The following is a 22,766-nucleotide window of genomic DNA, read 5'->3' as shown; positions in this document are numbered from 1 at the left end:
CCGAAGCAACCGCGCATTGGCGCGTCGAGGAGGACTGAGCTGTGACGAAGCAGGTCCAGCAACTCGACCGCGTGATCATCAGATTCGCTGGGGACTCCGGCGACGGCATGCAGCTGACCGGTGACCGTTTCACCGCCGGCACGGCGGAGTTCGGCAACGACCTGTCGACGCTCCCCAACTTCCCAGCGGAGATCCGCGCGCCCGCAGGCACCCTGCCCGGCGTGTCGAGTTTCCAGTTGCACTTCGCCGACCACGACATCCTCACGCCCGGCGACGCGCCGAACGTGCTCGTGGCCATGAACCCCGCCGCGCTCAAGGCCAACCTGGGCGACCTGCCCAGGGGCGCGGACATCATCGCCAACACCGATGAGTTCACCAAGCGCAACCTGCAGAAGGTCGGTTACGCCGCCAACCCGCTTGAGGACGACTCGCTGAGCGAGTGGCGGGTGCACGCGGTGCCGCTGACCTCGCTGACGGTCAAGGCGCTCGAGGGCTTCGACCTGTCCAAGAAGGACGCCGAGCGCTCGAAGAACATGTTCGCCCTGGGCCTGCTGTCGTGGCTGTACCACCGGCCGACCGAGGCGACGATCAAGTTCCTTGAGCAGAAGTTCGCCAAGAAGCCGGACATCGCCAAGTCCAACATCGCGGCCTTCCAGGCAGGGTGGAACTACGGGGAGACGACCGAGTCGTTCTCGGTCTCGTACGAGGTCAAGCCGGCGCAGCTCGCGCCCGGCGTCTATCGCAACATCTCCGGCAACCAGGCGCTCGCCTACGGCCTGATCGCCGCGAGCGTGCAGTCGAAGCTGCCGCTGTTCCTCGGCTCCTACCCGATCACCCCGGCCAGCGACATCCTGCACGAGCTGTCGAAGCACAAGCGGTTCGGCATTCGCACGTTCCAGGCCGAGGACGAGATCGCGGGCGTCGGGGCGGCGCTGGGGGCCGCGTTCGGCGGCGCGCTCGGCGTGACGACGACGAGCGGCCCCGGTGTGGCGCTGAAGGGTGAGACGGTCGGCCTGGCGGTCATGACCGAGCTGCCGTTGATCGTCGTGGACGTGCAGCGGGCCGGTCCGAGCACGGGCATGCCGACCAAGACCGAGCAGACCGACCTGCTGATGGCCATGTTCGGGCGCAACGGCGAGTCGCCGGTGCCGATCGTGGCGCCGATGTCGCCGAGCGACTGCTTCGACGCGGCGGTCGAGGCGGCCAGGATCGCGATCAAGTACCGCACGCCGGTCATGCTGCTCTCGGACGGCTACCTGGCCAACGGCTCCGAGCCGTGGCGCCTGCCGGAGGTGTCGGATCTGCCCGACATCTCGCAGGAGTTCACCGTCGAGCCGAACGGCGCCGACGGCGAGTACCTGCCGTACAAGCGTGACACCGAGACGCTCGCCCGCCCGTGGGCCATCCCCGGCACCGCCGGGCTCGAGCACCGCATCGGCGGCATCGAGAAGGCCGACGGCACCGGCAACATCTCCTACGACCCGAACAACCACGACCTGATGGTGCGCACGCGGGCCGCGAAGATCGCCGGCATCGACGTGCCCGACCTGGACGTCGACGACCCCGACGGCGACGCGAGCGTGCTCGTGCTCGGCTGGGGCTCGACGTACGGGCCGATCGCCGCGGCCGTGCGGCGGATCAGGCGCAACGGCGGCAAGGTCGCGCAGGCTCACCTGCGCCACCTCAACCCGCTGCCCGCCAACACCGGCGAGGTGCTCAAGCGCTACGACAAGGTGCTGCTGCCGGAGATCAACCTCGGCCAGCTCGCCCTGCTGCTGCGGGCCAGGTACCTCGTGGACATCATCAGCTACAACCGTGTGCGCGGGCTCCCGTTCAAGGCCGAGGAGCTGGCCGGAGTCATCCAGGACGTGATCGACAGTGACTGAGCTGGTAAACGGGAGAGGTCTGTCACTCGTCCCGAAGACCGACGTGAAGCAGGGCCTGAAGGACTTCAAGTCCGACCAGGAGGTGCGCTGGTGCCCGGGTTGCGGTGACTACGCGATCCTGGCCGCGGTGCAGAGCTTCCTGCCCGAGCTGGGGCTCAAGCGCGAGAACATCGTGTTCGTCTCCGGCATCGGCTGCTCCTCGCGCTTCCCGTACTACCTCAACACCTACGGCTTCCACTCCATTCACGGCCGGGCGCCGGCGATCGCCACCGGGCTGGCGGCGAGCAGGCCCGACCTGAGCGTGTGGGTGATCACGGGTGACGGTGACGCGCTGTCGATCGGCGGCAACCACCTGATCCACGCGCTGCGCCGCAACGTCAACCTGAACATCCTGCTGTTCAACAACAGGATCTACGGGCTGACGAAGGGCCAGTACTCGCCCACCTCCGAGGTCGGCAAGATCACCAAGTCGACGCCGATGGGCTCGCTGGACAAGCCGTTCAACCCGATCTCGCTGGCCATCGGCGCCGAGGCGTCGTTCGTGGCCAGGACCATCGACTCCGACCGCAAGCACCTGCAGTCGGTGCTGCGCGAGGCCACCGCCCACCGCGGCACGTCGCTGGTCGAGATCTACCAGAACTGCAACATCTTCAACGACAACGCCTTCGAGCAGCTCAAGGACCCCGAGGTCCGCGACGACATCACGCTGCGGCTGGAGCACGGCCAGCCGATCGTGAGCGCCTCGAAGGCCGTCGTGCGCGGCCGGAACGGCGGCGTCGAGGTGGTGGCCCGCGAGGGCGTGAGCGAGGACCAGATCCTCGTGCACGACGCGCACAACCCCGACCCGTCGGTGGCCTTCGCGCTCAGCAGGCTCGACGAGCCGGCGTTCGAGCACGTGCCGATCGGCATCTTCCGCAGTGTCGACCGGCCGTCGTACGAGTCGCTGATGACCGACCAGCTTGAGGAGTCCGTGGCGCAGAAGGGCCCCGGCGATCTGAGTGAGCTGCTGCTGGGTGGCGACACCTGGCGCATCGGCTGATTTTTCGCGACTATGCCGGGGTGGCGAAGACGTGGTGGTATGTCGTAGCCGCGGTCGCCGCCCTGGCACTGGTCGTGGCCGCCGCGCAGGAGCTGGGCACCGCGCACCGGCAGGCGGCGGAAACGGCGATCACGCCGTCCGCGCGCACGCCTGAAGCGTCCGACGCGACTCAAGGCATCCCGCCCGGCTTTCCCGACGGTGACACGACCGGGGTGCCGCCCGGCACCCCGCTCACGGAGGTCGTCGGCGACCAGACCTTCGCCGAGGACGGCGAAATTGTCGAGGGCAGGGTCTTCTACGGCTTCGTCGTGGTGACGGCCACGAACGTCACCTTCAGGAAGTGCGTCTTCCGCGGCGGCCCCACCCAGGACGTACGCCCGCTGCTCGACACCGAGCACGCACGCGACACCGTGGTGGAGGACTCGGAGTTCCACCCCACCCACCCTTCCCCTTCGATCGACGGCATCTGGGCCGCCCACACGAAGATCTACCGCTCGGAGTTCCGCGGCACGGTGGACGGCGTCAAGGCCCACACGAACACCCTCGTGCAGGATTCCTGGATCCACGACCTGAGCTGGTTCGCCAGCGACCCCGACCAGGGCGGGGAGGCCACGCACAACGACGGCGTCCAGGCCTTCGCCGAGCAGACCGGCGTCACGCTGCGGCACAACACGATCGACCTGTCCACCACACGGGACCCGAACGCGGCCGTGCAGTCCTCGGCCGACGAGCTGCGCGTGGAGGGCAACTACCTGGACGGCGGCGCCTGCGTCGTCAACCTCGACCACACGCCGCTGGGCCGCCCACTGACCGGCCAGCGCGTCACGGGCAACCGGTTCGGGCGCAACTCGGCGCACGACTGCCCGATCCTGCTGAGCACCCAGTCGCGGCTCCGGGCCGCGGAGGGAAACGTCTGGCACGACACGGGCGATCCCCTACCGGCACCCGAACGACACGACTGAAAGAGGCCCCCTATGTGGCAGGGGATCCGGGCCCTGGTGACGGGCGCGACCGGTTTCATCGGAGCTCATCTCGTCCGGCGGCTGGACGAGCTCGGCGCGGAGACGCACGCGGTCAGCCGCAGGAGCACGGAGCGGGAGCGGTGGCATCAGGTGGACCTGAGCGACGCCGCCGCCACCGCCGAGCTGGTCGCGAAGGTCCGCCCCGAGATGGTCTTCCACCTGGCCAGCGAGGTGACCGGGGTCCGCGAGCCGACAACGGTGGCCCCGACGCTGGCCGCCAACCTGAACGCCGCGGTGAACCTGCTGACCGCGGTGACCGGCACCGGCGTCCGCAGTGTGGTGCTGGCCGGCTCGGTGGAGGAGCCACGCGACGGTGAGGCGCCCGGCTCGCCGTACGCGGCGGCCAAGGCCGCCGCGACCGGCTACGCCCGCATGTTCCACGCGCTGTGGCAGGTCCCGGTGTCGGTGCTGCGCGTGGCCATGGTGTACGGCCCCGAGGAGCCGAACCCACGCAGGCTGGTCCCGTACGTGACGACGTCCCTGCTGCGCGGCGAGTCGCCCGAGCTGACCTCCGGCACGAGGCTCGTGACCTGGGTGTACGTCGAGGACGTGGTGGACGCGTTCGTCCGGGCGGGGGCGGACGGCCGGGCGGCCGGGCACGTGCTCGACATCGGCACCCCCGAGCCCGTCTCCATCCGCCACACCGCCGACCTGATCGCCGGGATCGTCGGCGGCCCTGGCCGTCCGGTGTACGGCGCCGTGGCGGCCAGGCCGCTGGACCGCACGCAGCGCTCGGACATCGAGCCGGCCGCGCGGGTGCTGGGCTGGCGGCCCGTCACGTCGTTGACGGCGGGTCTCACAAAAACTGTCGAATGGCATTCAAAGCGCATGTAACGGTCCATCCCCGGTCGCGATAACACTCTCGGCGGCACTCTGATCAGGGGGCGGGATGCGTGCGGTGACGAACCTGACCGTGCACGGCATCGGAGAGACGACCCGGGAGCTCGAACCGGGCGAGGACGCGACGTGGGTGTCGGTCGAGCAGTTCGAGCAGGTGATGGACGCGGTGGCCGACCGGCCCGACGTGCGCATCACGTTCGACGACGGCAACGACTCGGACGTTCGGATCGCGCTGCCCAGGCTGCTGGAGCGCGGGCTGAAGGCGGAGTTCTTCGTGCTGGCCGGGCTGCTCGGCGAGCCGGGCAGACTGGACGCCGACGGCGTGCGCGAGCTGCTCGGCAAGGGCATGCGGGTCGGCTCGCACGGCTGGCGGCACCGCGACTGGCGCACGCTCACCACCGCACAGGCGGCCGAGGAGCTGGAGCAGGCGCACGAGGTGCTCGGCGAGCTGACCGGCTCGCCGGTGTCGCGGGTGGCGATCCCGTTCGGCTCGTACGACAGGCGGGTGCTGCGCCGCTTACGGCACGCGGGCGTGACCAGGGCCTACACCAGCGACGGCGGCCGGGCCAGGCCGGGCTCGTGGCTGCAGGCGCGTAACAGCCTCAGGCACGACCTCGACGACTCCTGGATCGGCGGGGTGCTGGCCGGGCCGTCGTTCGGGCGGCGGGCGGGCAAGCTGGGCATGCGGCTGTACAAGCGGGTGCGTTGATGCGCAGGGCCGCGGTCGTCATCGTCACCTACAACAGCGCCGACGTGCTGCCCGGCTGCCTCGAATCGCTGCCAGGGGGCGCGTCGGGCGTGGAGCTGGCCGGCGTGGTGGTGGCCGACAACGCCTCCAAGGACGACTCCGTCGCCATCGCGGAGAAGGCCGGAGCCACCGTGGTGCAGGTGGGCAGGAACGCCGGGTACGCGGCCGCGATCAACGCCGGGATCGCCGCGCTCGACCTGGACCGCCTCGACGGCGTCTACGTGCTCAACCCGGACTGCCGGCTGCGGCCCGGCGCGATCGTGCCGCTGCTGGACGCGCTGGAGGCGCCGGGGCGGGGCATCGCGGTGCCGTACATGGTCAACCCCGACGGCACGTTGCAGCCGTCGCTGCGCCGGATGCCGACCGTGGGCCGGGCGGTGGTCGAGGCCGTGGTCGGCGGCGGGCTGGCCGGGCGCATCGGCAAGCTGGGCGAGCTGGTGACCGATCCGCGCGACTACGCCGAGCCGGGCGCGTTCGCCTGGGCGACGGGGGCGGCCATGCTGCTGTCGCCGCGGGTCATCCGCGAGGTGGGGCCGTGGGACGAGTCGTTCCTGCTCTACAGCGAGGAGACGGATTTCTGCCTGCGGGCCGCCGACCTGGGCTACGCCACCTGGTACGAGCCCGCCTCGGTGATCGAGCACATCGGCGGCGACTCGGGGGTGAACCCGATGCTGGCCGCCATGCTGGTGGTGAACAAGGTCCGCCTGTACCGGCGGCGGCACGGGCCGCTGTCGGGGACGGCGTACTACCTGGCCGTGCTCGCCGGGGAGTCGGTGCGGGCGCTGGCCGGGCGGCGCACGTCGCGGGCCAGCGTGGCGGCGCTGGTGCGGCCCTCGCTACGGCTCACGGTGCTTCCGCAATGAACGTCAAGGGTTTCGACGCGCTCACCAGGGCGGACCTGGACGAGTGGGAGGCGGTGCGGGCCGCCAACCCGGCGCTGGACAGCCCGTACTTCCACCCGGGCTTCTCGGCGGCCGTGCACGCGAGCGGCGCGACCGTGCACGTGGCGGTGGGCGACGGCGTGTTCGTGCCGCATCACAGGGACGGGCGCACGCTGCGGCCGGTGGGCTGGCCCGGCGCTGACTTCCAGGGGCCGATCCTGGCCCCCGGCACCCCGTTCCGGCCGCTGGACCTGCTGGGGAACGGGGCGGGCGGGTACGCGTTCGACCATCTGGTGGAGCAGGCGCCTGGCTTCGAGCGGTGGGTGGTCACGCGCAGGCCGTCGCCGTTCCTGGACGTCACCGGCGGGCTGGCGGGCTATCTGGGCCGGGCCTCGAAGAGCGGCAAGGACAACATGGGCCAGGCCAGGCGGCGGGCCGCCAAGGCGGGGCGGGAGCACGGCGCGATGCGGTTCGAGGCCGACTCGACCGACGTGGACGCGCTGGCGCGGGTGATCGAGCTGAAGCGGGCCCAGTACGCCGCGACCGGCGCCAAGGACTACTTCGCCGATCCGGCGCGCGTCCGGCTGATGGAGAGCCTGCTGAAGACCCGCGACCCTGGGTTCGGCGGCGTGCTGTCCACGGTGCACGCGGGTTCGCGCCTGCTGGCGGCGCACTTCGGGCTCAGGTCCGGCGGGGTGCTGCACTGGTGGTTCCCCGTGTACGACCCGGAGTTCGCGCGGCTGTCGCCCGGCTGGATCCTGCTGCGCGAGCTGACGGACGCCGCCCCGGCGATGGGGATCTCCCGGATCGATCTGGGACGTGGCGAGGACGAGTACAAGCGGCGGGCCAAGACCGGCGAGAGCGTGGTCTGCCAGGGCGTCGTGACGCGCAATCCGCTGCGCCGGGCGGCGGTGACGGCCCTCGCCAAGGCCAGGGAGATGGCCAGGAACGGACGTTTACCGAGAAGTCGGTAACGTTCCAATACGCATGCCCGACATATCCCTTGGAGGCGGGGGGAATCACGCGCTGCCCTCCACAAAGACGGTCCACGGTAGACGGTCCAATGCGGAGGGCGGCTATGCGGATCAGTGTCTTCGGGCTCGGTTACGTGGGGTGCGTCTCGGCGGCCTGCCTGGCCTCCATGGGTCACGAGGTGACCGGCGTGGACGTGAACCCCGACAAGGTCGAGCTGATCAACCACGGGCGGGCGACGATCGTCGAGGAGCGCATCGGCGAGCTGATCGCCAAGACGACCGCCGAGGGCCTGTTACGGGCCACCACCGACGCGGCGGAGGCGGTCGCGGCCAGCGAGGTGTCGCTGGTGTGCGTCGGCACCCCGTCGGCGCAGAACGGCAGCCTGTCCACAACTTACCTGGAGCGGGTGGCCGAGCAGATCGGCCGGGCGCTGCGGCCGGGGCACGTGGTGGTCTTCCGCAGCACGATGCTGCCCGGCACCTGCGCCGAGCTGCTCGTGCCGATCCTGGAGCTGTCGTCGGGCATGCGGGCGGGGGTGGACTTCGGGGTGGCGGTCAACCCCGAGTTCCTGCGCGAGGGCACCAGCGTGCGCGACTTCTTCGCGCCGCCCAAGACGGTCATCGGCGAGTCCGACGAGAGGTCGGGCAACGTGGTGGCCGCCCTGTACGACGGCCTGCCCGGCGAGGTCTTCCGGGTGCCGATCCCCATCGCCGAGATGACGAAATACGCCGACAACGCCTTCCACGCCGTCAAGATCGGCTTCGCCAACGAGATCGGCGCCATCTGCCAGGCACTCGGGCTCGACTCGCACCGCGTCATGGACGTGTTCCTGGCCGACCGCAAGCTCAACGTCAGCCCCGCCTACCTGCGGCCCGGCTTCGCCTTCGGCGGCTCCTGCCTGCCCAAGGACCTGCGCGGCCTGGTCTACGCGGCCAGGAAGGCCGACGTGTCGATCCCGCTGCTGTCGCACGTGCTGCCCGCCAACGAGGCCCACCTGCAGCGCGCCTTCGAGCTGGTCACCGCGCCGGGGAGACGCAGGATCGGCATGTTCGGCCTGTCGTTCAAGCCCGGCACCGACGACCTGCGCGAGAGCCCGCTGGTCGAGCTGGCGGAACGGCTCCTCGGCAAGGGCTACGACCTGCGCATCCACGACGCGAACGTGTCCCTGTCGCGGCTGGTGGGCGCCAACAGGGCCTACATCGCCGAACGCCTCCCCCACCTCGGCGACCTGCTCGCCGACTCGGTGGAGGAGGTGCTGGAGCACGCCGAGGTGTGTGTGGTCGGTTGCCAGGACCCGGCGGTGCTGGAGGCGCTGGCCCGAGCCGGCGACCGCACGATCGTCGATCTCGTCCGCCTTCCGGACGCGGAAGCCCAACGGAGCAGAAGGGACTACACAGGCATTGGGTGGTAAAGCGCTCATCCTCGTCGAGAATCTGTCCGTACCGCTCGACCGCCGGGTCTGGCAGGAGAGCACCGCCCTGCGCCAGGCCGGGTGGGAGGTGCACGTCATCTGCCCGAAGGGCACGAAGCAGGACAGGGAGGCGGAGGCCGTCATCGACGGCGTCCACATCCACCGCTACCCGCTGCGTGCCGCGACCGGCGGCCCGCTCGGGTTCGTCCAGGAGTACGGCTCCGCGCTGTGGCACACCTTCAGGATCGCCAGGCGGCTCGGCCCGTTCCACGTCGTGCACGGCTGCAACCCGCCCGACCTGTTCTTCCTGGTCGCGCTGGCCATGCGGTGGCGGGGCACCCGGTTCGTCTTCGACCAGCACGACCTGGTGCCCGAGCTGTACCTGTCGCGGTTCGGGCGGGGCAGGGACCTGCTGTACCGGGGGGTGCTGCTGATGGAGCGGCTGACGTACCGGACGGCGCGGGTGGTGATCGCCACCAACGAGAGCTACCGGCAGATCGCGCTGACCAGGGGCGGCAAGCGGCCCGAGGACGTGTTCACGGTACGCAGCGCGCCCGTGGTCGAGCGGTTCCACCAGGTGCCGCCGGACGAGTCGGTGCGGCGCGGCAAGCCGTACCTGCTGTGCTACCTCGGTGTGATGGGCCCGCAGGACGGCGTGGACTACGCGCTGCGCAGCCTGGCCAAGCTGCGGGACGAGCACGGCAGGACGGACTGGCACGCGGTGTTCGTCGGCGGCGGCGACACCTTCGACGCGATGGTGGCGCTCTCGCGCGAGCTGGGACTGGGCGACTGCGTCGAGTTCACCGGCCGCATCCCGGACGAGGACCTCATGCGCTACCTCTCGACGGCCGACGTGTGCCTGTCGCCCGACCCGCTCAACCCGCTCAACGACGTCTCGACCATGAACAAGGTCATGGAGTACATGGCCATGTCCAGGCCCATCGTCTCCTTCGAGTTACGCGAGGCCCGCGTGTCGGCGGGCGAGGCGGCGCTGTACGCGCCCGCCAACGACGAGTCGGAGTTCGCCAAGCTGATCGCGCGGCTGCTGGACGATCCTGAGGAGCGGCGGCGGATGGGCGAGATCGGGCGCGAGCGCGTGGCTGGGCCGCTGTCCTGGGAACACTCCAAGACCGCGCTCCTGGCGGCCTACGAGGCCGCCGTGAGACGGCGATGACTACAGGGGTGGCGGTCTACGGGGCCGCCGTGGGGTCGCGATGACGGCTGCCCGCGTCGGTGCCCCAGCCGGCCGGGCCTCGCCGCAGCCTGGTCAGCATCCGATCCAGCCCGAGCACCCCCAGGTAGCAGGCGGCGTCGAGCGGCCCGACCTCGCGCGCCGCCACCAGCCGCCCGAGCGCCCCGAGCCGCAGCGAGGGGCCGGACCTGCCGAGCGCGGCCAGTTGCCGGTTGCCCTGCCGGACCCGGACCCGCCTGCGCAGGTGGGCCCGGACGGTGAGCGGTGGCCGCACCACGGACCGGGCCTCGGTCACGACGACCCGCTCGGCGCCGGTGAAGCAGCCGTCCACCCAGCCGTCGTCCGAGATCACGTCGGGCAGCGGGAAGGCCCGCTCGTGCCCGCCCTCGTTCAGCACGTACACGCCGACCCCGGCCAGCGCCCGCGTGGGCGCGATGAGCCGGTCGTGCACCTTGTGCACCCGCCGGACCACAGGCCCGGTGCCACGCAGGTCCCACACCGGGACGGGCGCGCAGGCCAGCACGCCGGGCCGGCTCGCCGCCTCGACCAGCAGCCGCACGGACTCCGCGTCGAGGCGCACGTCGGCGTCCAGGTAGACGCGGGGGAAGGCGCGGCAGGCCGCGTCACCCAGGCGCAGCGCGCCCACCTTGCCCGCGGCGGGCGTCTCCAGCACCCGCACGCCCGGCCGGGCGGCGGCCCGCGCGGTGCCGTCGGAGCAGCCGTTGGCCACCACCACGACGTCGAACTCCCCCGGCGCGGCCCCCGCGAGCAGCAGGTCCAGCCCCGCCCGCACGACGCTCTCCTCGTTGTGCGCCGGAATCACGACACTGACCACAGGCTTCATCGCACGCCTTCCAGGAAGGACCGGACATGAAAGTGGAGCAGGGCGAGCTCGACGGGGTGCTGCTGTTCACCCCCGTGCCGCACCGCGACAGCCGCGGCCTGTTCACCAGGACCTTCGACGCGGCCGTGGCCGCGGGCGCGGGCCTGGACCCGTGCGCGTTCATCCAGGACAGCCAGTCCAGGTCCAGGAAGGGCGTGATCCGCGGCATGCACGGACGCTCCGGCAGGGGCGAGGCCAAGCTGGTGCGGTGCGCGCGGGGCGCGATCCTCGACGTGCTGGTGGACGCCAGGCCGCAGTCGTACACGTTCGGCCGCGTCATGACGGCGCGCCTGGACGACGAGGACTTCGTCACGCTCTACGTGCCGCCCGGCCTGCTGCACGGCTTCCAGGCGCTCACCGAGCAGGCCGACACGTGCTACCGCATCGACAGGGAGCACGATCCGGGCGAGGATCTGGCGGTGCGGTACGACGATCCCGAGCTGCGGATAGCCTGGCCGCTTCCGGCGGCGGAGGTCAGCGCCCGCGACCTGGACGCGGGCTCCTGGGCCGATCTGCTGCCCAGGCTGGGCGCCTGAGAGGTGGCGGCAATGCGCGGACGTGCTCTCCTGCTCCTCGTCGCGGCGATGGCGCCGGCGGCCTGCCAGGCCGCTCCCGCCGAGCCGGCGCCGGCCCCCTCCACGCCGCCGCCCGCCATCCTGCGCTCCGACGGCTCCTCCTGCCCCGACCATCCGACGCCCGCCTGCACGGGCGTGCTGCGCGGCACCGAGCTGCTGAAGGTCCCGCTCAACACGGAGGACGTCGCGTTGCGGGTGCGCAGGGAGGGCGCCGTGCTCGACGGCGTGCACGTCCCCGGCCATCTGCTGATCCACGCCGACGGCGTGACGGTCAGGAACAGCGTGATCGACGGCGACGTGATCAACGCCGACGGGCCGCGGTCGTTCAGTTTCACGATCACCGACACGACGGTGGGCACCACGACCAAGTGCGAGCCGCTGCCCGGCATCGGCCACGACAAGTACAAGGCGACCAGGGTGCTGGTGCAGGGGCACAGCGACGGCTTCCGCGTCTCGGGCGACGCCGTGGAGATCCGCGACTCCTACGTCAAGCTCTGCTCGCGGCCGGGCGACCACTCCGACGGCATCCAGGCCTACAACGGCGGCAAGGGCCTGCTGTTCCACCACAACACCGTCGATCAGCGGGAGGCGAAGGACATCACCGCGCCGATCTTCCTGGTGGACGAGAAGTCGCGGGACGTGGTGGTGACCGACAACCTCGTCATGGGCGGCACGTACAGCATCCAGGTGCGCAACGCGCGCGGCGAGCAGGTGGTGCGCGGCAACAAGCTGGTGGACAAGTCGTGGGTGTACGGGCCGGTGGACTCCGAGTGCGCCAGGACGGAGTGGGCCGGCAACGAGCTGGTCACCATCGACGAGAACTATCGGGTCACCTCGATCGTCGGCCCGCTGGCCTGCGCGGGGGAGAGCTGATCGGCCTTCGCCGCCCGCAGCAGCGCGCCCGCCGCGCCGACCAGCACGAACGCCAGGCCGGTCACGGTGTGGAAGGACAGCAGGTCGAAGGTGAACGAGCCGACGAGCGGCACGAGCATGACGGCGGCGATGGTCAGGCCGAGGTCGCGGTCGCCGGGGTCGGCGCTGAGGTGCCTGGCGCGCAGCGCGGCGTAGCAGGCCACCGCGAAGACCGAGCCGAACGCGACGGTGCCGAACAGGCCGGTCTCGACCATGGACAGGATGTACTGGTTGTCGAAGATCTGGTGTTTGGGGGCGTACCAGGTGCCCAGGCCGCGGCCCAGCCAGAAGTGCCGGCCGATCTCCTGCGCGGCGACGGCGTAGTCGTGCGTGCGGTACTGCACGCTCTCGTCGTGGCCGATGTTGGAGAAGAGCCCGGTGATCGCCCCGAGCAGGCCGGGCACCGTGATCCTGATCACGACCAGGAACGCGGCGGCGATCAGCAGCGTGTACCCCCTGCGCCGCCAGGACCAGCCCGCGAACAGCACGGCGCCCACCACGGCCAGGCTCAGCATGGCCGAGCGCGACACGGAGAACATCAGGCCGCACCCGATCAGCCCGGTGCACACCCACCAGCGCAGCGCGGGCTCGGCCCGCAGGCGCGCCTGGGTGGCGTAGTGCGCGGCCAGCGGCAGCAGGATGGCGCAGGTGACGCCGAACTCGATGGGATGGCCGGTGGTCGCGGCGACCCGGCGCAGGTCGGCCCGTTCCAGCACGAACGAGTCGCCCTCGCTGCTGTAACGCAGGATCGGCAGCTCCAGGAACCTGGTCAGGTCGATGGAGAGCAGGAACTGGAAGGCGCCGATCACGGAGATCACCGCGCCGCCGACCACCAGCGTCTGGAGCAGGAAGTCCAGCCGCCGCCGGTCGCGCACCCCGTCGCAGACCGCCAGCGCGATGCCGACCAGCGCGATCACCAGCACGAACGCGTGGTCGCTCAGGTTCAGCTCGTCGGAGTCCATGTAGCCCCAGGTGGAGAACCCGTAGGTGGCCACCATCGCGGTGAAGTAGGCGAACAGCGCCGTCCGCACGGGGTTGCGCCCCTTGGCGGCGCCGAGGGTGAGCGTGAACTGGGCGCACAGCCACAACACCGCCGCGCCGAGGCTGACCACGTTGGCCGGGGTGAGCGAGAGCGGCAGCCCCTTCAGCACCAGCCGGGCGGGCACGATCAGCAGCACCGCCGCGAAGATCGCGGCGACCGTGGCCCCGTCGGCGCGGCCGGGCAGCGGCGACGCACCCGCCCCCGCCCTCGTGCTGGTGGCGGCCACCGGCCTAGACCCCCGTCTTCTCGGAGAGGCGTTCCGCCGGCGGCTGCCCGCGCCGGCGCAGGCGCGCGACGGCTCCGCTCAGCGGCCCTGAGAGGCTCTCCGCGGCGAACGAGGCGCACAGCGAGGCGATCACCCCCAGGCCGAGCGCCGAGGCGGCGGAGCGCAGCTTCCTGCCCTGCTGGGGGGCCGGCGTGGTCGGCGGCACCGCCTCGCTGATCGTGATGTACGTGCCCTTCGGCGCCTGCACCTGCCGCTGCCGCTGGTCCAGCTCCTGCTCGATCCGGTCGATGGCCTTGCGCGCGATCCGCGTGGCCTCGCCGGGCGTCTGGCTCTCCCCCTCGACGAACACCAGCGGCCCGGTGGCCAGCGACTCCAGGTTGTTGGTGCCGTTCGTGACCGCGTACGTGGTGGGCCCGCCGCTCGTGACGCCCATCGCGGCCACCATGTCCGGCGTGCTCATCACGCTGATCAGGATGGAGGCGGCCACGTCGAGCCCGTGGTCGAAGTTGAGCAGCGGGTTGACCCTGGGGATCGGCTGGTCGGGGTCGGGCGGCAGGGTGCCGCCGCTGGTCGGCGCGGTGAGCACGAGCACGGCGGTCGTGGTGTAGGTGACCGGGATCGTGGAGTAGGAGTAGAAGGCGGCTCCGACGGCCGCGAGGAAGGCGGGCAGGGCGACGTACCAGCGCCGCAGCAGGACGAGGATCGTCCCCCAGAAGTCCACGCGCCCTCCCTCGCGAGTTCCGCCTCATGCATGTCGCCCGATGGTGATGGAGCGTTACACAAATCCCTGTAACACCACCCATCGCGGGGCGATATGGAGTACGAGGGGCCGCCACGCACCGGCGGGGGGACGGAGACTTCTTTCATGAGCGCACTGGCCGTCGTCACGCCCACGTACGCCCCTGACGCCGAGCTCTTCGCTCACCTGCACCGTTCCGTGCTCGCCCACACCTCCGACGACACGGTGCACCACGTGATCGTGCCCGACTCCGACCGCCGCCTGTTCGCCCGGTACGCGGGCCCCCGCTGCAGGATCTGGACCTACGCCGAGATCCTGCCCCGCCGGATCTTCCGGATGCCGCTCGCCGGCGTGTGGATCGATCCCAGACGGCCCTGGCCGCCGCTGCGCGGCTGGGTGGCGCAGCAGGCCGTGAAGGTCGCGGTGACGGCGCTGCTCGACGCGAAGGTGGTGCTGGTCGCCGACTCCGACGTGGTGCTGGTCCGCGAGGCGGTGCCGGACCTGTTCATCCAGGACGGCCAGGTGTGCATGTTCCGGATGGACGACGGCGTGCACGAGCTCATGACCGACCACGTCACCTGGCACCGGGTGGCCCGCGAACTGCTGGGCCTGCCGGTGTCCGCGCCGCTGCCCCTGCCCGACTACGTCAGCTCGCTGGCCTGCTGGGACCCGGCGGTCGTCCGCGAGATGCAGCGGCGGATCACCGAGGCGACGGGGCGCGGCTGGCTGTCCGCCTTCACCTCGTATCTGCAGGTCTCGGAGTTCATCGTCTACGGCGTGTTCGTGGACGAGGTGCTCGGGGCCGCCCCTCCGGTCAACCCCGCGATCTGCCACAACCGGTGGGATCGCACCCCACTCGACCCTGCCGGAGCCATCGCCTTCGCCGACCTGCTACCTCCCGACGCGGTGGGAATGATGATCTCGGCCAAGTCGGGGACGCCCATGCCGGCCAGGTCGGCGGCGATCGAGCGATGCTCCCAGATCACCGGACCCGACGGGAGTCATCCGTGAGCAAGCTGGCGGTCATCACGCCCTCCTACACCCAAGACGCCGACCTGTTCGCCCAGTTGCACCGATCCGTCCTCGAGCACACCTCCGAGGACACCATCCACCATGTCTTCGTGCCGCCTGGTGACCGCGCGGCGTTCGCCGGGTTCGAGGGGCCCCGCTGCCACGTGTGGGTGCGCTCGGAGCTGCTGCCCCGCAGGTACCTGCGGATGCCGGGCGCCGACCTGTACGTCAACTACCGCCGCCCGTGGCCGCCGCTGCGCGGCTGGGTGATGCAGCAGACCGTGAAGATCGCCTCGGCGGGCCTGATCGACGCCGACGCCATGCTCATCGTGGACTCCGACGCCGTGCTCGTCCGCCCCACCAGCGCCGAGTCCTTCAGCAGGGACGGCAGGCTGTGCCTGTACCGGCTGGAGAACGGCGTGACGGCCGAGATGAAACGGCACGTCATCTGGCACCAGGTGGCCCGCGACCTGCTCGGCCTGCCTCCCGCGCCGCCACCGCCGCTGCCCGACTACGTGACAGCGCTGACGTTCTGGGACCCGGAGATCGTCAGGGCCATGCAGCGGCGGATCACGCAGGTGACGGGCCGCGACTGGCTCGACGTGTTCAACTCCCAGTTGCACGTCTCGGAGTTCATCCTGTACGGCGTCTTCGTGGACGAGGTGCTGAAGGCCGATCCGCCGATCAACACCTCGATCTGCCACCTGAGCTACAACCACGAGCCGTGGGACGAGGCCCAGGCGGTCGCCTTCGCCGACCGGCTGCCGCAGGAAGCGGTGGGCATGATGATCTCCGCCAAGTCGCACACCCCGATGGCGGCCAGGCAGGCCGCCATCGAGAGGTGCGCTCAGGTCGTCGAGTCGAGCTGACCGTCGCCGTCGTCGCCCTTCCCGGCGTCCGGGGCCGGTTCTTCCTTGATCAGTTGGATCGGTCCCGTCCGCTCCGCCTCCAGCTCGTCCACCGTCATCGGGAAGCCCGAGACCGTCGCGGGGGCGTGCGGCCGTGAACCGTTGAGCTTGTCCCCCGCCTCGCCGTCCGTCCTCGGCTGCTCGGCGACCACCTCGGCCCAGACCTCCGGCTCTTCCTGCTCGGGCACGGGGGCGGGCTCAGGGGCGGCAGGAGCGCGCGACCAGCGCACCCGCTGAACGCCGTACGCCACGCCGATCCCGGCGATCAGGCCGAACACGCCGCCGAAGCCGGCGAACATGAGGCGGTCGCTGACCACGGCCCTGGGGCCCGAGGGCGGCATCACGTCCATGATCCCGATGTGCGTGCTGATCGGCGCGTCCAGCTCCGTCTGCCGCCTGCCCAGCTCCAGCCGCACCCGCTGCTGCGCCTTGCGCATGACCTCCCGCACGGCGGCGGGGTCGTCGCCCTCCACCTCGACGTAGATGAAGGGCCCGTTGGTGCTGATGCTCAGCAGGTCGGGGTTGGTACGGCCGTCGTTGATCGTCACGGTGACCGGCCCGCCGTCCGGCGCGCCGACCTCCTTGTAGACGTCGGCCCTGTTGGTGGCCAGGATCAGGATGCCGGCGGTGGTCCGCAACGCGTCGTTGAACTGCAGCAACGGGTTGGTCAGGCCGGGCTTGCTGGCCGGCTCGGTCTCCAGCGTGCCGCCCGTCGCGGGCACGGTGAGCACCATGGAGGCGGTGGAGACGTAGCTGCTCGGCATCAGGAAGTACGCCGCCAGCGCCAGGCCGATGGCCGCGACGACGACCGGCGGCCCAACGAACTTCTTCCGGGCCAGACCAAGGATGGTCTTCCAGAAGCGCACTATTTCCGCCCCCGTCGACTTTTGTACCGATGCAAACGGGAAATCGCTCTGCTCATCGGAGGTGTTACACCAGGCGGACCAGAGCCAGCAGCTTGCGGCTGCGGTGCGCGAGCGTGCGCCGCTGGCGCCGCGCGTACATGCGCATCACCTCGGTGCGCGCCCGCCGCCGCTGGTCCTCGGTCAGGTCCGCGTCGCGCACCCATCGCAGCAGCTCCCTGCACTGAAGTGTGTTGGCCAGGTGGGACTGCCAGGCGGGCACGTCGAGGCGGCGGGCGATGCGGCCGATCCGCTCCATCCGCCAGTTGCGGTGCGAGAGCACCTGGGGAATGTGCGCCCACGGCCCCGCCAGCGCCAGTTTGGCCGCGAACACCTCGTCCTCGCGCAGCATGTTGCGCCGCGGGATGGCGGTCGCGGGCCCGCGCCGCAGCAGGCCGTAGAGCGGGTCGATCAGGTACGGGCTCTCGTTGAGCAGCCTGAGCATCTCGGCGAAGCGCTCGACAGGATCGTCGGAGCCCAGCTCCGTGCCCGTGTAGGACACCGTGCTGGCCGTGCCGTCCGAGCCGGTGTAGGAGACCTGGTTGGTCACCAGGACGAGCCGCTCGTCCGCGGCGAAGGCGGCCAGGGCCGTCGAGACGCAGGCGGGCTCCAGCCGGTCGTCGTCGCCGATCCAGCGCACGTACGCGCCCTTGGAGATGCGGGCCGCGTGCTGGAAGTTGCCGAGCAGGCCGACGTTCTCCGCGTGCCGGTGATAGACGATCCTGGGGTCGTCCGCCGCCAGGTCACGGCACAGCTCCTCGGTGCCGTCCGTGGAGGCGTTGTCGGAGATGACCAGCTCGATGTGCTGGTGGTCCTGTGCCAGCACCGAGCGGACCACGGCCGCCAGGCGATCGGCCCCGTTGCGCACCGGCAGCGCGATCGAAACCAGCTCACGGTCGTGCATGCGCCCTCCCTTGGCGTACGAGTCGCTTCAGCACCGCGCGCGGCACCACGATCAGCACGAACAGCAGCAGCCCCGCGCCGCCCGCCACGCAGAGCTCGATGAAGGCGCCGTCGATCACCGAGGCCAGCCCGGCCATGACCAGTCCCGCCGCCGCCGCGCCCAGCAGCGGCCTGGCCAGCCCTGCGCCGACCAGCCCCACGGGCATCCCTGAGCGGTGCAGGGCCACGCCCAGCAGCGGCAGCGCCACCACGACGGCGACGAGCGCGTGCGCCACGGCGGCGCCCTGGATGCCGTCGAGGCGGGCACCCACCAGGAGCGCGGGGATCAGCGCGACGGCCCAGCAGAGGTTCACCCACATGGTCGCCTTCGTCCTGCCGAGTGCGGCCAGGATGTCGGTGATGAGCAGCGTCAGCATGCGCACCGCCATCACGACCGCCAGGAAGCGCAGCACCTGGGCGGCGGGCAGCCAGTTGGCGCCGTACAGGAACTCCACGACCGAGGGGGCGAGCGTGCCCATCAGCACCGCGATCGGCAGCACCATGCCGGCCAGCAGCGGGACGGCCTGCCGCACGCCCTCCCGCATGGCCTGGCCGCCCTCCTCGGCCAGGCGCGAGAAGCTGGGCAGCGCGACGTAGCGGATGGCGGTGCCGATCAGCCCAGGCACCCAGCTCGAGATGTTGAAGGCCAGCAGGTAGAAGCCGAGCCAGACAGGGCCGAGCACGTCGCCGACGATGACGGAGTCCACGTTGAGCAGCAGGCCCTCGATGCCGAGGCTGACACACAGCGGCAGGCCGAAGCGCAGCAGCCGCGCGGCCTGCGCGCGGTCGAAGCCGAGCCGGACCCTGATCCGCGCCAGCAGCACCACCAGCACGCCCGTGACCACGCCGCCGGCGAGCTGCCCCCAGGCGAAGCTGTAGGCCCCGGCGGCGTTCGCGGCCAGGGTGATGGAGACCGAGGCGTTGACGACGAACCCCGCCAGGTTGGCCCAGGCCAGCTTGTCCTGCTCGAACCGGCGCATGAGCGCGGCGCTGCGCACCGCGGTCAGCCCGTAGACGACGTTGGTGGCCATCAGGATGCGGATCACCCAGGTGGCGTCCTCGCTCCCGGCCAGCCGCGCGTAGAACGGCGCGATCACCCAGAACAGCGCGTACAGGGCGAAGCTCGACAGGATGGCCACGACGGTCGCCGTGGGCGCGATCTCCTCCAGCCTGCCCCGCCACTGCACGGTCGCCGCGATCACCCCGGCGTCGTTGATGTAGATGACGAACTGGGTGGCCGCCAGCGCGATCGCGAACACGCCGAAGTCCTCCGGCACCAGCAGCCTGGCCAGGACGAGGCTCATCACGAACGAGCCCGCCTTCATCACCAGGTTGCCCAGCAGGCTCCAGCGCAGTCCGCGACCGGCCTTGCGGCCGATGTCGCCGACCTCACTCACGAAGTCTCGACCCTCTCCAGCCAGATCTCCCGCCAGAACGGCACGAACTCGCGCGGGCAGTTGGCGTTGTAGACGCCTTCGCAGACGAGGTCGTCGAGGATGATGCACGGGCTCTTCATGGTCAGCATCCGCCCGGTCTTCTCATCCAGGCAGCGATCGACCCTGGCCCGTACGCGCGCGGTCCTGCCGCAGTAGCGGGCCATCTCCTCCTCGAAGCCCATCCCGCGGTTGAGCAGGTCGTCGTTGAGCGTGTCGAGGATCTCCTCCTTGGACTTGATCCTGACCAGCTCGCCCACCTCGAGGTCCAGCGTGGCCGTCGGCGTCTTCTTGCCGGCCCGGCCCTCGATGAAGCCCCAGCGCAGCCCGCGCTTGATCCACAGGCGGCGCGGCAGCACCTTCCTACTGACGCCCTGGAAGCGGTTGAACAGCCCGACCAGGAAGGTGCGCACGCTCTGGCCGGCGCTCACGTTGCCGCTGCGCACGTCCGTGACGTACTGGCTCAGGTCGCGGAAGGGCAGGCAGGTCGGCGCGGCCCGCAGCAGTTCGGTGGCCTGGCAGGAGTAGCCGTCGGGGCCCTTGCGGGTGTTGGCGTCGAGCAGCTTGAGCAACCGCTCCTCCGGGATCTGGGGGGCCGGCGGCACACCGGGTTCGACCCGTTTGAGCCAGGCCTCCTTCCAGTAGAGCGAGCAGGCCGTCTGGCAGCCGCCGTGCCCGCCGCCGTCGCACCGCGCGCCGGTCAGGTGCACCGCGCTGTCCATCCGCCGCATGCCGCTGCGGCTGATGGTGTCGCACAGCTTGTGCGCGACCTTGTGCACGGTCAGCCGCTGACCGCAGTAGGCCAGCATCTCCGGCATGAACGGCAGGCTCTCCAGCTCGCCCCGCTCGTCCAGCGTGGCCAGGATCTCCGCCGCGCTCCGCACCTCGACGAGGTCCCCCACCCGCAGGTTCATGCGCCCTCTCCCACCCGTTTGAGCAGACCCGCGCCCTCCAGGGCGGCGGCCGCCTCGGCGACCGCGCGGAAGGGCAGGCCCGATCGGCCGGCCACGTCCAGCAGGCTGTGCTCACCGTCCGACAGGTTCAACACCCATAACATCGCCATTTGCGCTTGTTTCGTGTCACTCCGGCCCCCGAGAGATCCGTACAGGCCGCGCCTGCCGAGCTGCGGCTCGCCGTACGGGCTCAGGTTCTCGTAGCGGCCGTCGCGCTCCAGCACCTCCACCGCCGACCACAGCGTCTCCAGCGTGTCGGCCATGGCCTGCGGGGAGACGAAGTCCAGGTCGTCTCCTGAGGTGTGGTACTCGGGGTAGCCCGCGTACGGGGTCCTGGTCAGGCTGCCGACCGGCAGGTCGAAGCCCGGCGAGCAGTACTGCCGCTCGTCGTACCCGTACGGGGAGAAGTCCAGGATCGTGTGCGGCCGGTCGCGCAGCACGATCGCCATCGCCCGGTCGATGGGCGCGTCGCCGCGCCTGCTGCGCTTGTACGTCAGCGCGCCCTGGTCGCCGGCGCAGGCCAGCGTGAGCCCGTGCTTGATCCGCCCGGTGCGCTCGCGGTTGCGCGCCAGCCAGGTGATCGCGCCGATCGTGCCCGGCGCGAACACGAACCGGTAGGTGTGGCGCGGCTCCTTCAGCCTGCGGGCCAGCGCCGTGGCCACCGCGATGCCGGCCAGGTTGTCGTTGGCCAGCGACGGGTGGCAGACGTGGCAGGAGATGAGCACCTCGTCCTCGCCGCTGCCCGGCACGACGTGCTCGGCGTACGTCAGGTGCCCGTCGGCCAGCGTCGAGTCGATCACCACCTCGAACGGCCCCTCGCCCATCGCGTCGAGGGTGTCCTGGCTCAGGCAGAACCCCCACGTCTCGGCGTAGTACGAGGTCCGGTAGGGCACCAGGCCCGGCTGGTCCGGCAGCGTGTGCAGGTGCGGCCGCAGCTCGTCCAGGGTCATGGTCGCCGACACCGGCACGCTGTAGCCCACGACGTGCAGGTTCGACCGCCGGAAGTCCACCACCCGCTCGCCGGCCGGGTTCTTGATCCAGGCGTCGCGGATGTTCCACTCCCTGGGGATCGTCCAGTCGAGCACCTGGGTCCCCGTCGGCACCTCGTGCACCGCCAGGTCCAGCAGCTCGCCGACGACGCCCAGCGTGGCGCGCACGCCGTCGCCGGTGATGGAGCGGCACAGCGGGTAGAGCCGCTCCACCAGGGCGTGCATCTCCTCCCCGGTCACGTGCGCAGCTCCTCGGAGACGGTCCCGGCGGTGCGGCGGTCGGCCAGCCACGCCAGCCGGGTGAACCGCTGGCGGAAGTCCTCGCCGGTCAGGCCGTGGTAGCGGTAGGCGTCGGCCAGCTCGACGGCGCCCGCCTTCACCGTCCAGCGGGCGTGGTAGCCGGGCAGCGCCTCGCGGATGCGCGAGAAGGAGACCCGGTAGGAGCGCGGGTCGGCGCCGGTCTCGCCGGTGATCAGCAGCTCCGAACCGGGCACCGCCTCCACCACGTGCTCGGCGATCTCGGCCACGGTCAGGTTGTTCATCTCGCCGCCCACGTTGAACGCCCTGGCGTGCACGGCCTCGCGCGGCGCGGTCAGCGCGGCCAGGAACGCGTCGGCGATGTCGGCCACGTGCACCAGGGGCCGCCACGGGGTGCCGTCCGAAAGCACGCGAACCTGGCCGGTCAGGTGGGCGTGGCCGACCAGGTTGTTCAGCACGATGTCGGCCCTCAGCCGGGGCGAGAACCCGAACGCGGTCGCGTTGCGCAGGAACACCGGGGTGAAGCCGTCGCCGGCCAGCTCGACCAGCTCGTCCTCGACGCGCACCTTCGACTCGGCGTACGGGGTGACGGGCCGCAGCGGGGCGTCCTCGTCGAGCAGGTCGTCGCCGCCCGACGCGCCGTAGACCGAGCAGGTGGAGGCGTACAGGAAGCGGCGCACGCCCGCCTCCCTGGCCAGCCTGGCCAGCCGTACGGAGGCGTGGTGGTTGATGTCGTAGGTCAGCTCGGGCGCGAGCGCGCCGAGCGGGTCGTTGGAGAGCGCGGCCAGGTGGATCACCGCATCGAAGCCTTCGAGCAGGCCCGCCGGCACGTCGCGCAGGTCCACGCGGTGCCCCGGCGGGTCGTCCGGCATCGGGCCGAGCACGCACTCGGCGAACAGCCCCGAGTCCAGGCCCACCACCTCGTGGCCGGCCTCGGCGAGCACGGGTGCCATGACCGTGCCCAGATAGCCCTGGTGCCCCGTGAGCAAGACACGCATG

The 22,766-nt window shown here is 71.1% G+C and carries 22 protein-coding genes; 13 read left to right on the top strand and 9 right to left on the bottom strand.

Annotation, left to right across the window (positions count from 1 at the left end; all coding sequences use genetic code 11):
• Positions 1-41: 41 nt before the first annotated feature.
• The 9 genes from FXF51_RS05425 to FXF51_RS05385 all read left to right on the top strand — a co-directional run bounded on the left by FXF51_RS05425 (position 42) and on the right by FXF51_RS05385 (position 9,976).
• Positions 42-1,886: a 2-oxoacid:acceptor oxidoreductase subunit alpha gene (locus FXF51_RS05425; RefSeq protein WP_148433147.1), complete on the top strand. Its 1,845-nt coding sequence runs from the start codon at positions 42-44 to the stop codon at positions 1,884-1,886.
• The gene (locus FXF51_RS05420) at positions 1,879-2,925 is read left to right on the top strand and encodes a 2-oxoacid:ferredoxin oxidoreductase subunit beta (RefSeq protein WP_148433146.1); all 1,047 of its coding nucleotides are present in this window, start codon (positions 1,879-1,881) and stop codon (positions 2,923-2,925) included. Before FXF51_RS05425 ends, FXF51_RS05420 begins: the two co-directional genes overlap by 8 nt.
• Positions 2,926-2,945: 20 nt before the next feature.
• Entirely contained in the window at positions 2,946-3,887 is a 942-nt protein-coding gene (locus FXF51_RS05415) for a hypothetical protein (protein WP_148433145.1), read from the top strand.
• Between the two features lie 12 nt (positions 3,888-3,899).
• Complete coding sequence (locus FXF51_RS05410; protein ID WP_148433144.1) at positions 3,900-4,781, top strand: NAD-dependent epimerase/dehydratase family protein; 882 nt, start codon at positions 3,900-3,902, stop codon at positions 4,779-4,781.
• A 55-nt stretch (positions 4,782-4,836) separates the two neighbouring features.
• On the top strand, positions 4,837-5,496 hold the full coding sequence (locus tag FXF51_RS05405) for a polysaccharide deacetylase family protein (protein ID WP_148433143.1): 660 nt from the start codon (positions 4,837-4,839) through the stop codon (positions 5,494-5,496).
• Positions 5,496-6,398, top strand: coding sequence for a glycosyltransferase family 2 protein (locus FXF51_RS05400; protein WP_148433142.1), 903 nt, complete (start codon positions 5,496-5,498; stop codon positions 6,396-6,398). Before FXF51_RS05405 ends, FXF51_RS05400 begins: the two co-directional genes overlap by 1 nt.
• Complete coding sequence (locus FXF51_RS05395) at positions 6,395-7,390, top strand: GNAT family N-acetyltransferase (RefSeq protein ID WP_148433141.1); 996 nt, start codon at positions 6,395-6,397, stop codon at positions 7,388-7,390. The genes FXF51_RS05400 and FXF51_RS05395 overlap by 4 nt, the downstream gene beginning before the upstream one ends.
• Before the next feature lie 104 nt (positions 7,391-7,494).
• Positions 7,495-8,802 (top strand): nucleotide sugar dehydrogenase, encoded by a 1,308-nt coding sequence (locus FXF51_RS05390; protein WP_148433140.1) that lies wholly within the window; start codon positions 7,495-7,497, stop codon positions 8,800-8,802.
• Positions 8,792-9,976, top strand: a complete 1,185-nt coding sequence (locus FXF51_RS05385) for a glycosyltransferase family 4 protein (protein WP_148433139.1) — start codon at positions 8,792-8,794, stop codon at positions 9,974-9,976. The genes FXF51_RS05390 and FXF51_RS05385 overlap by 11 nt, the downstream gene beginning before the upstream one ends.
• A 16-nt stretch (positions 9,977-9,992) precedes the next feature.
• On the opposite strand, the gene FXF51_RS05380 is transcribed toward FXF51_RS05385, so the two are convergent.
• Positions 9,993-10,838 carry a glycosyltransferase gene (locus FXF51_RS05380; RefSeq protein ID WP_148433138.1) on the bottom strand — a complete coding sequence of 282 codons (846 nt, stop codon included), beginning with the start codon at positions 10,836-10,838 and terminating at the stop codon, positions 9,993-9,995.
• Positions 10,839-10,864: 26 nt separating this feature from the next.
• Here FXF51_RS05380 and FXF51_RS05375 point away from each other — a divergent pair, with 26 nt between their 5' ends.
• Positions 10,865-11,413, top strand: coding sequence for a dTDP-4-dehydrorhamnose 3,5-epimerase family protein (locus FXF51_RS05375; RefSeq protein ID WP_148433137.1), 549 nt, complete (start codon positions 10,865-10,867; stop codon positions 11,411-11,413).
• A 12-nt stretch (positions 11,414-11,425) separates the two neighbouring features.
• The gene (locus FXF51_RS05370) at positions 11,426-12,325 is read left to right on the top strand and encodes a hypothetical protein (RefSeq protein WP_148433136.1); all 900 of its coding nucleotides are present in this window, start codon (positions 11,426-11,428) and stop codon (positions 12,323-12,325) included.
• Here the strand turns inward: FXF51_RS05370 and FXF51_RS05365 are convergent.
• Together FXF51_RS05365 and FXF51_RS05360 are read right to left on the bottom strand one after the other, a co-directional pair.
• On the bottom strand, positions 12,274-13,632 hold the full coding sequence (locus FXF51_RS05365) for an O-antigen ligase family protein (RefSeq protein ID WP_148433135.1): 1,359 nt from the start codon (positions 13,630-13,632) through the stop codon (positions 12,274-12,276). The two genes, FXF51_RS05370 and FXF51_RS05365, sit on opposite strands and share 52 nt — an antisense overlap.
• Before the next feature lie 4 nt (positions 13,633-13,636).
• The gene (locus FXF51_RS05360; RefSeq protein ID WP_148433134.1) at positions 13,637-14,353 is read right to left on the bottom strand and encodes a hypothetical protein; all 717 of its coding nucleotides are present in this window, start codon (positions 14,351-14,353) and stop codon (positions 13,637-13,639) included.
• Between the two features lie 144 nt (positions 14,354-14,497).
• On the opposite strand from FXF51_RS05360, the gene FXF51_RS05355 reads away from it, so the two are divergent.
• Positions 14,498-15,382, top strand: a complete 885-nt coding sequence (locus tag FXF51_RS05355; RefSeq protein WP_148433133.1) for a DUF6492 family protein — start codon at positions 14,498-14,500, stop codon at positions 15,380-15,382.
• Complete coding sequence (locus FXF51_RS05350; protein WP_148433132.1) at positions 15,379-16,251, top strand: DUF6492 family protein; 873 nt, start codon at positions 15,379-15,381, stop codon at positions 16,249-16,251. The genes FXF51_RS05355 and FXF51_RS05350 overlap by 4 nt, the downstream gene beginning before the upstream one ends.
• Here the strand turns inward: FXF51_RS05350 and FXF51_RS05345 are convergent.
• The 6 genes from FXF51_RS05345 to FXF51_RS05320 all read right to left on the bottom strand — a co-directional run bounded on the left by FXF51_RS05345 (position 16,230) and on the right by FXF51_RS05320 (position 22,765).
• Positions 16,230-17,156: a hypothetical protein gene (locus FXF51_RS05345; protein WP_148433131.1), complete on the bottom strand. Its 927-nt coding sequence runs from the start codon at positions 17,154-17,156 to the stop codon at positions 16,230-16,232. The two genes, FXF51_RS05350 and FXF51_RS05345, sit on opposite strands and share 22 nt — an antisense overlap.
• A gap of 64 nt (positions 17,157-17,220) precedes the next feature.
• Complete coding sequence (locus FXF51_RS05340) at positions 17,221-18,096, bottom strand: glycosyltransferase family 2 protein (protein WP_148433130.1); 876 nt, start codon at positions 18,094-18,096, stop codon at positions 17,221-17,223.
• Entirely contained in the window at positions 18,083-19,531 is a 1,449-nt protein-coding gene (locus tag FXF51_RS05335; RefSeq protein WP_262379303.1) for an oligosaccharide flippase family protein, read from the bottom strand. The genes FXF51_RS05340 and FXF51_RS05335 overlap by 14 nt, the downstream gene beginning before the upstream one ends.
• On the bottom strand, positions 19,528-20,481 hold the full coding sequence (locus FXF51_RS05330; protein WP_148433129.1) for a hypothetical protein: 954 nt from the start codon (positions 20,479-20,481) through the stop codon (positions 19,528-19,530). The genes FXF51_RS05335 and FXF51_RS05330 overlap by 4 nt, the downstream gene beginning before the upstream one ends.
• A complete protein-coding gene (locus tag FXF51_RS05325) occupies positions 20,478-21,749 on the bottom strand; it encodes a DUF4910 domain-containing protein (protein ID WP_262379302.1) in 1,272 nt (423 codons plus the stop codon). Before FXF51_RS05325 ends, FXF51_RS05330 begins: the two co-directional genes overlap by 4 nt.
• The gene (locus tag FXF51_RS05320; protein WP_148433128.1) at positions 21,746-22,765 is read right to left on the bottom strand and encodes an NAD-dependent epimerase/dehydratase family protein; all 1,020 of its coding nucleotides are present in this window, start codon (positions 22,763-22,765) and stop codon (positions 21,746-21,748) included. Before FXF51_RS05320 ends, FXF51_RS05325 begins: the two co-directional genes overlap by 4 nt.
• Position 22,766: the final 1 nt, after the last annotated feature.

It is taken from the genome of Nonomuraea sp. PA05, from assembly GCF_008086045.1.
Classification (GTDB): domain Bacteria; phylum Actinomycetota; class Actinomycetes; order Streptosporangiales; family Streptosporangiaceae; genus Nonomuraea; species Nonomuraea monospora.
This window is presented reverse-complemented; position numbering and strand designations above follow the sequence as displayed.

Coding starts and splice junctions, on each gene's coding strand:
- FXF51_RS05410 (WP_148433144.1), top strand. CDS start 3,900: ATGTGGCAGGGGATCCGGGCCCTGGTGACGGGCGCGACCGGTTTCATC.
- FXF51_RS05405 (WP_148433143.1), top strand. CDS start 4,837: ATGCGTGCGGTGACGAACCTGACCGTGCACGGCATCGGAGAGACGACC.
- FXF51_RS05400 (WP_148433142.1), top strand. CDS start 5,496: ATGCGCAGGGCCGCGGTCGTCATCGTCACCTACAACAGCGCCGACGTG.
- FXF51_RS05395 (WP_148433141.1), top strand. CDS start 6,395: ATGAACGTCAAGGGTTTCGACGCGCTCACCAGGGCGGACCTGGACGAG.
- FXF51_RS05390 (WP_148433140.1), top strand. CDS start 7,495: ATGCGGATCAGTGTCTTCGGGCTCGGTTACGTGGGGTGCGTCTCGGCG.
- FXF51_RS05380 (WP_148433138.1), bottom strand. CDS start 10,838: ATGAAGCCTGTGGTCAGTGTCGTGATTCCGGCGCACAACGAGGAGAGC.
- FXF51_RS05375 (WP_148433137.1), top strand. CDS start 10,865: ATGAAAGTGGAGCAGGGCGAGCTCGACGGGGTGCTGCTGTTCACCCCC.
- FXF51_RS05370 (WP_148433136.1), top strand. CDS start 11,426: ATGCGCGGACGTGCTCTCCTGCTCCTCGTCGCGGCGATGGCGCCGGCG.
- FXF51_RS05355 (WP_148433133.1), top strand. CDS start 14,498: ATGAGCGCACTGGCCGTCGTCACGCCCACGTACGCCCCTGACGCCGAG.
- FXF51_RS05340 (WP_148433130.1), bottom strand. CDS start 18,096: ATGCACGACCGTGAGCTGGTTTCGATCGCGCTGCCGGTGCGCAACGGG.
- FXF51_RS05330 (WP_148433129.1), bottom strand. CDS start 20,481: ATGAACCTGCGGGTGGGGGACCTCGTCGAGGTGCGGAGCGCGGCGGAG.
- FXF51_RS05320 (WP_148433128.1), bottom strand. CDS start 22,765: ATGCGTGTCTTGCTCACGGGGCACCAGGGCTATCTGGGCACGGTCATG.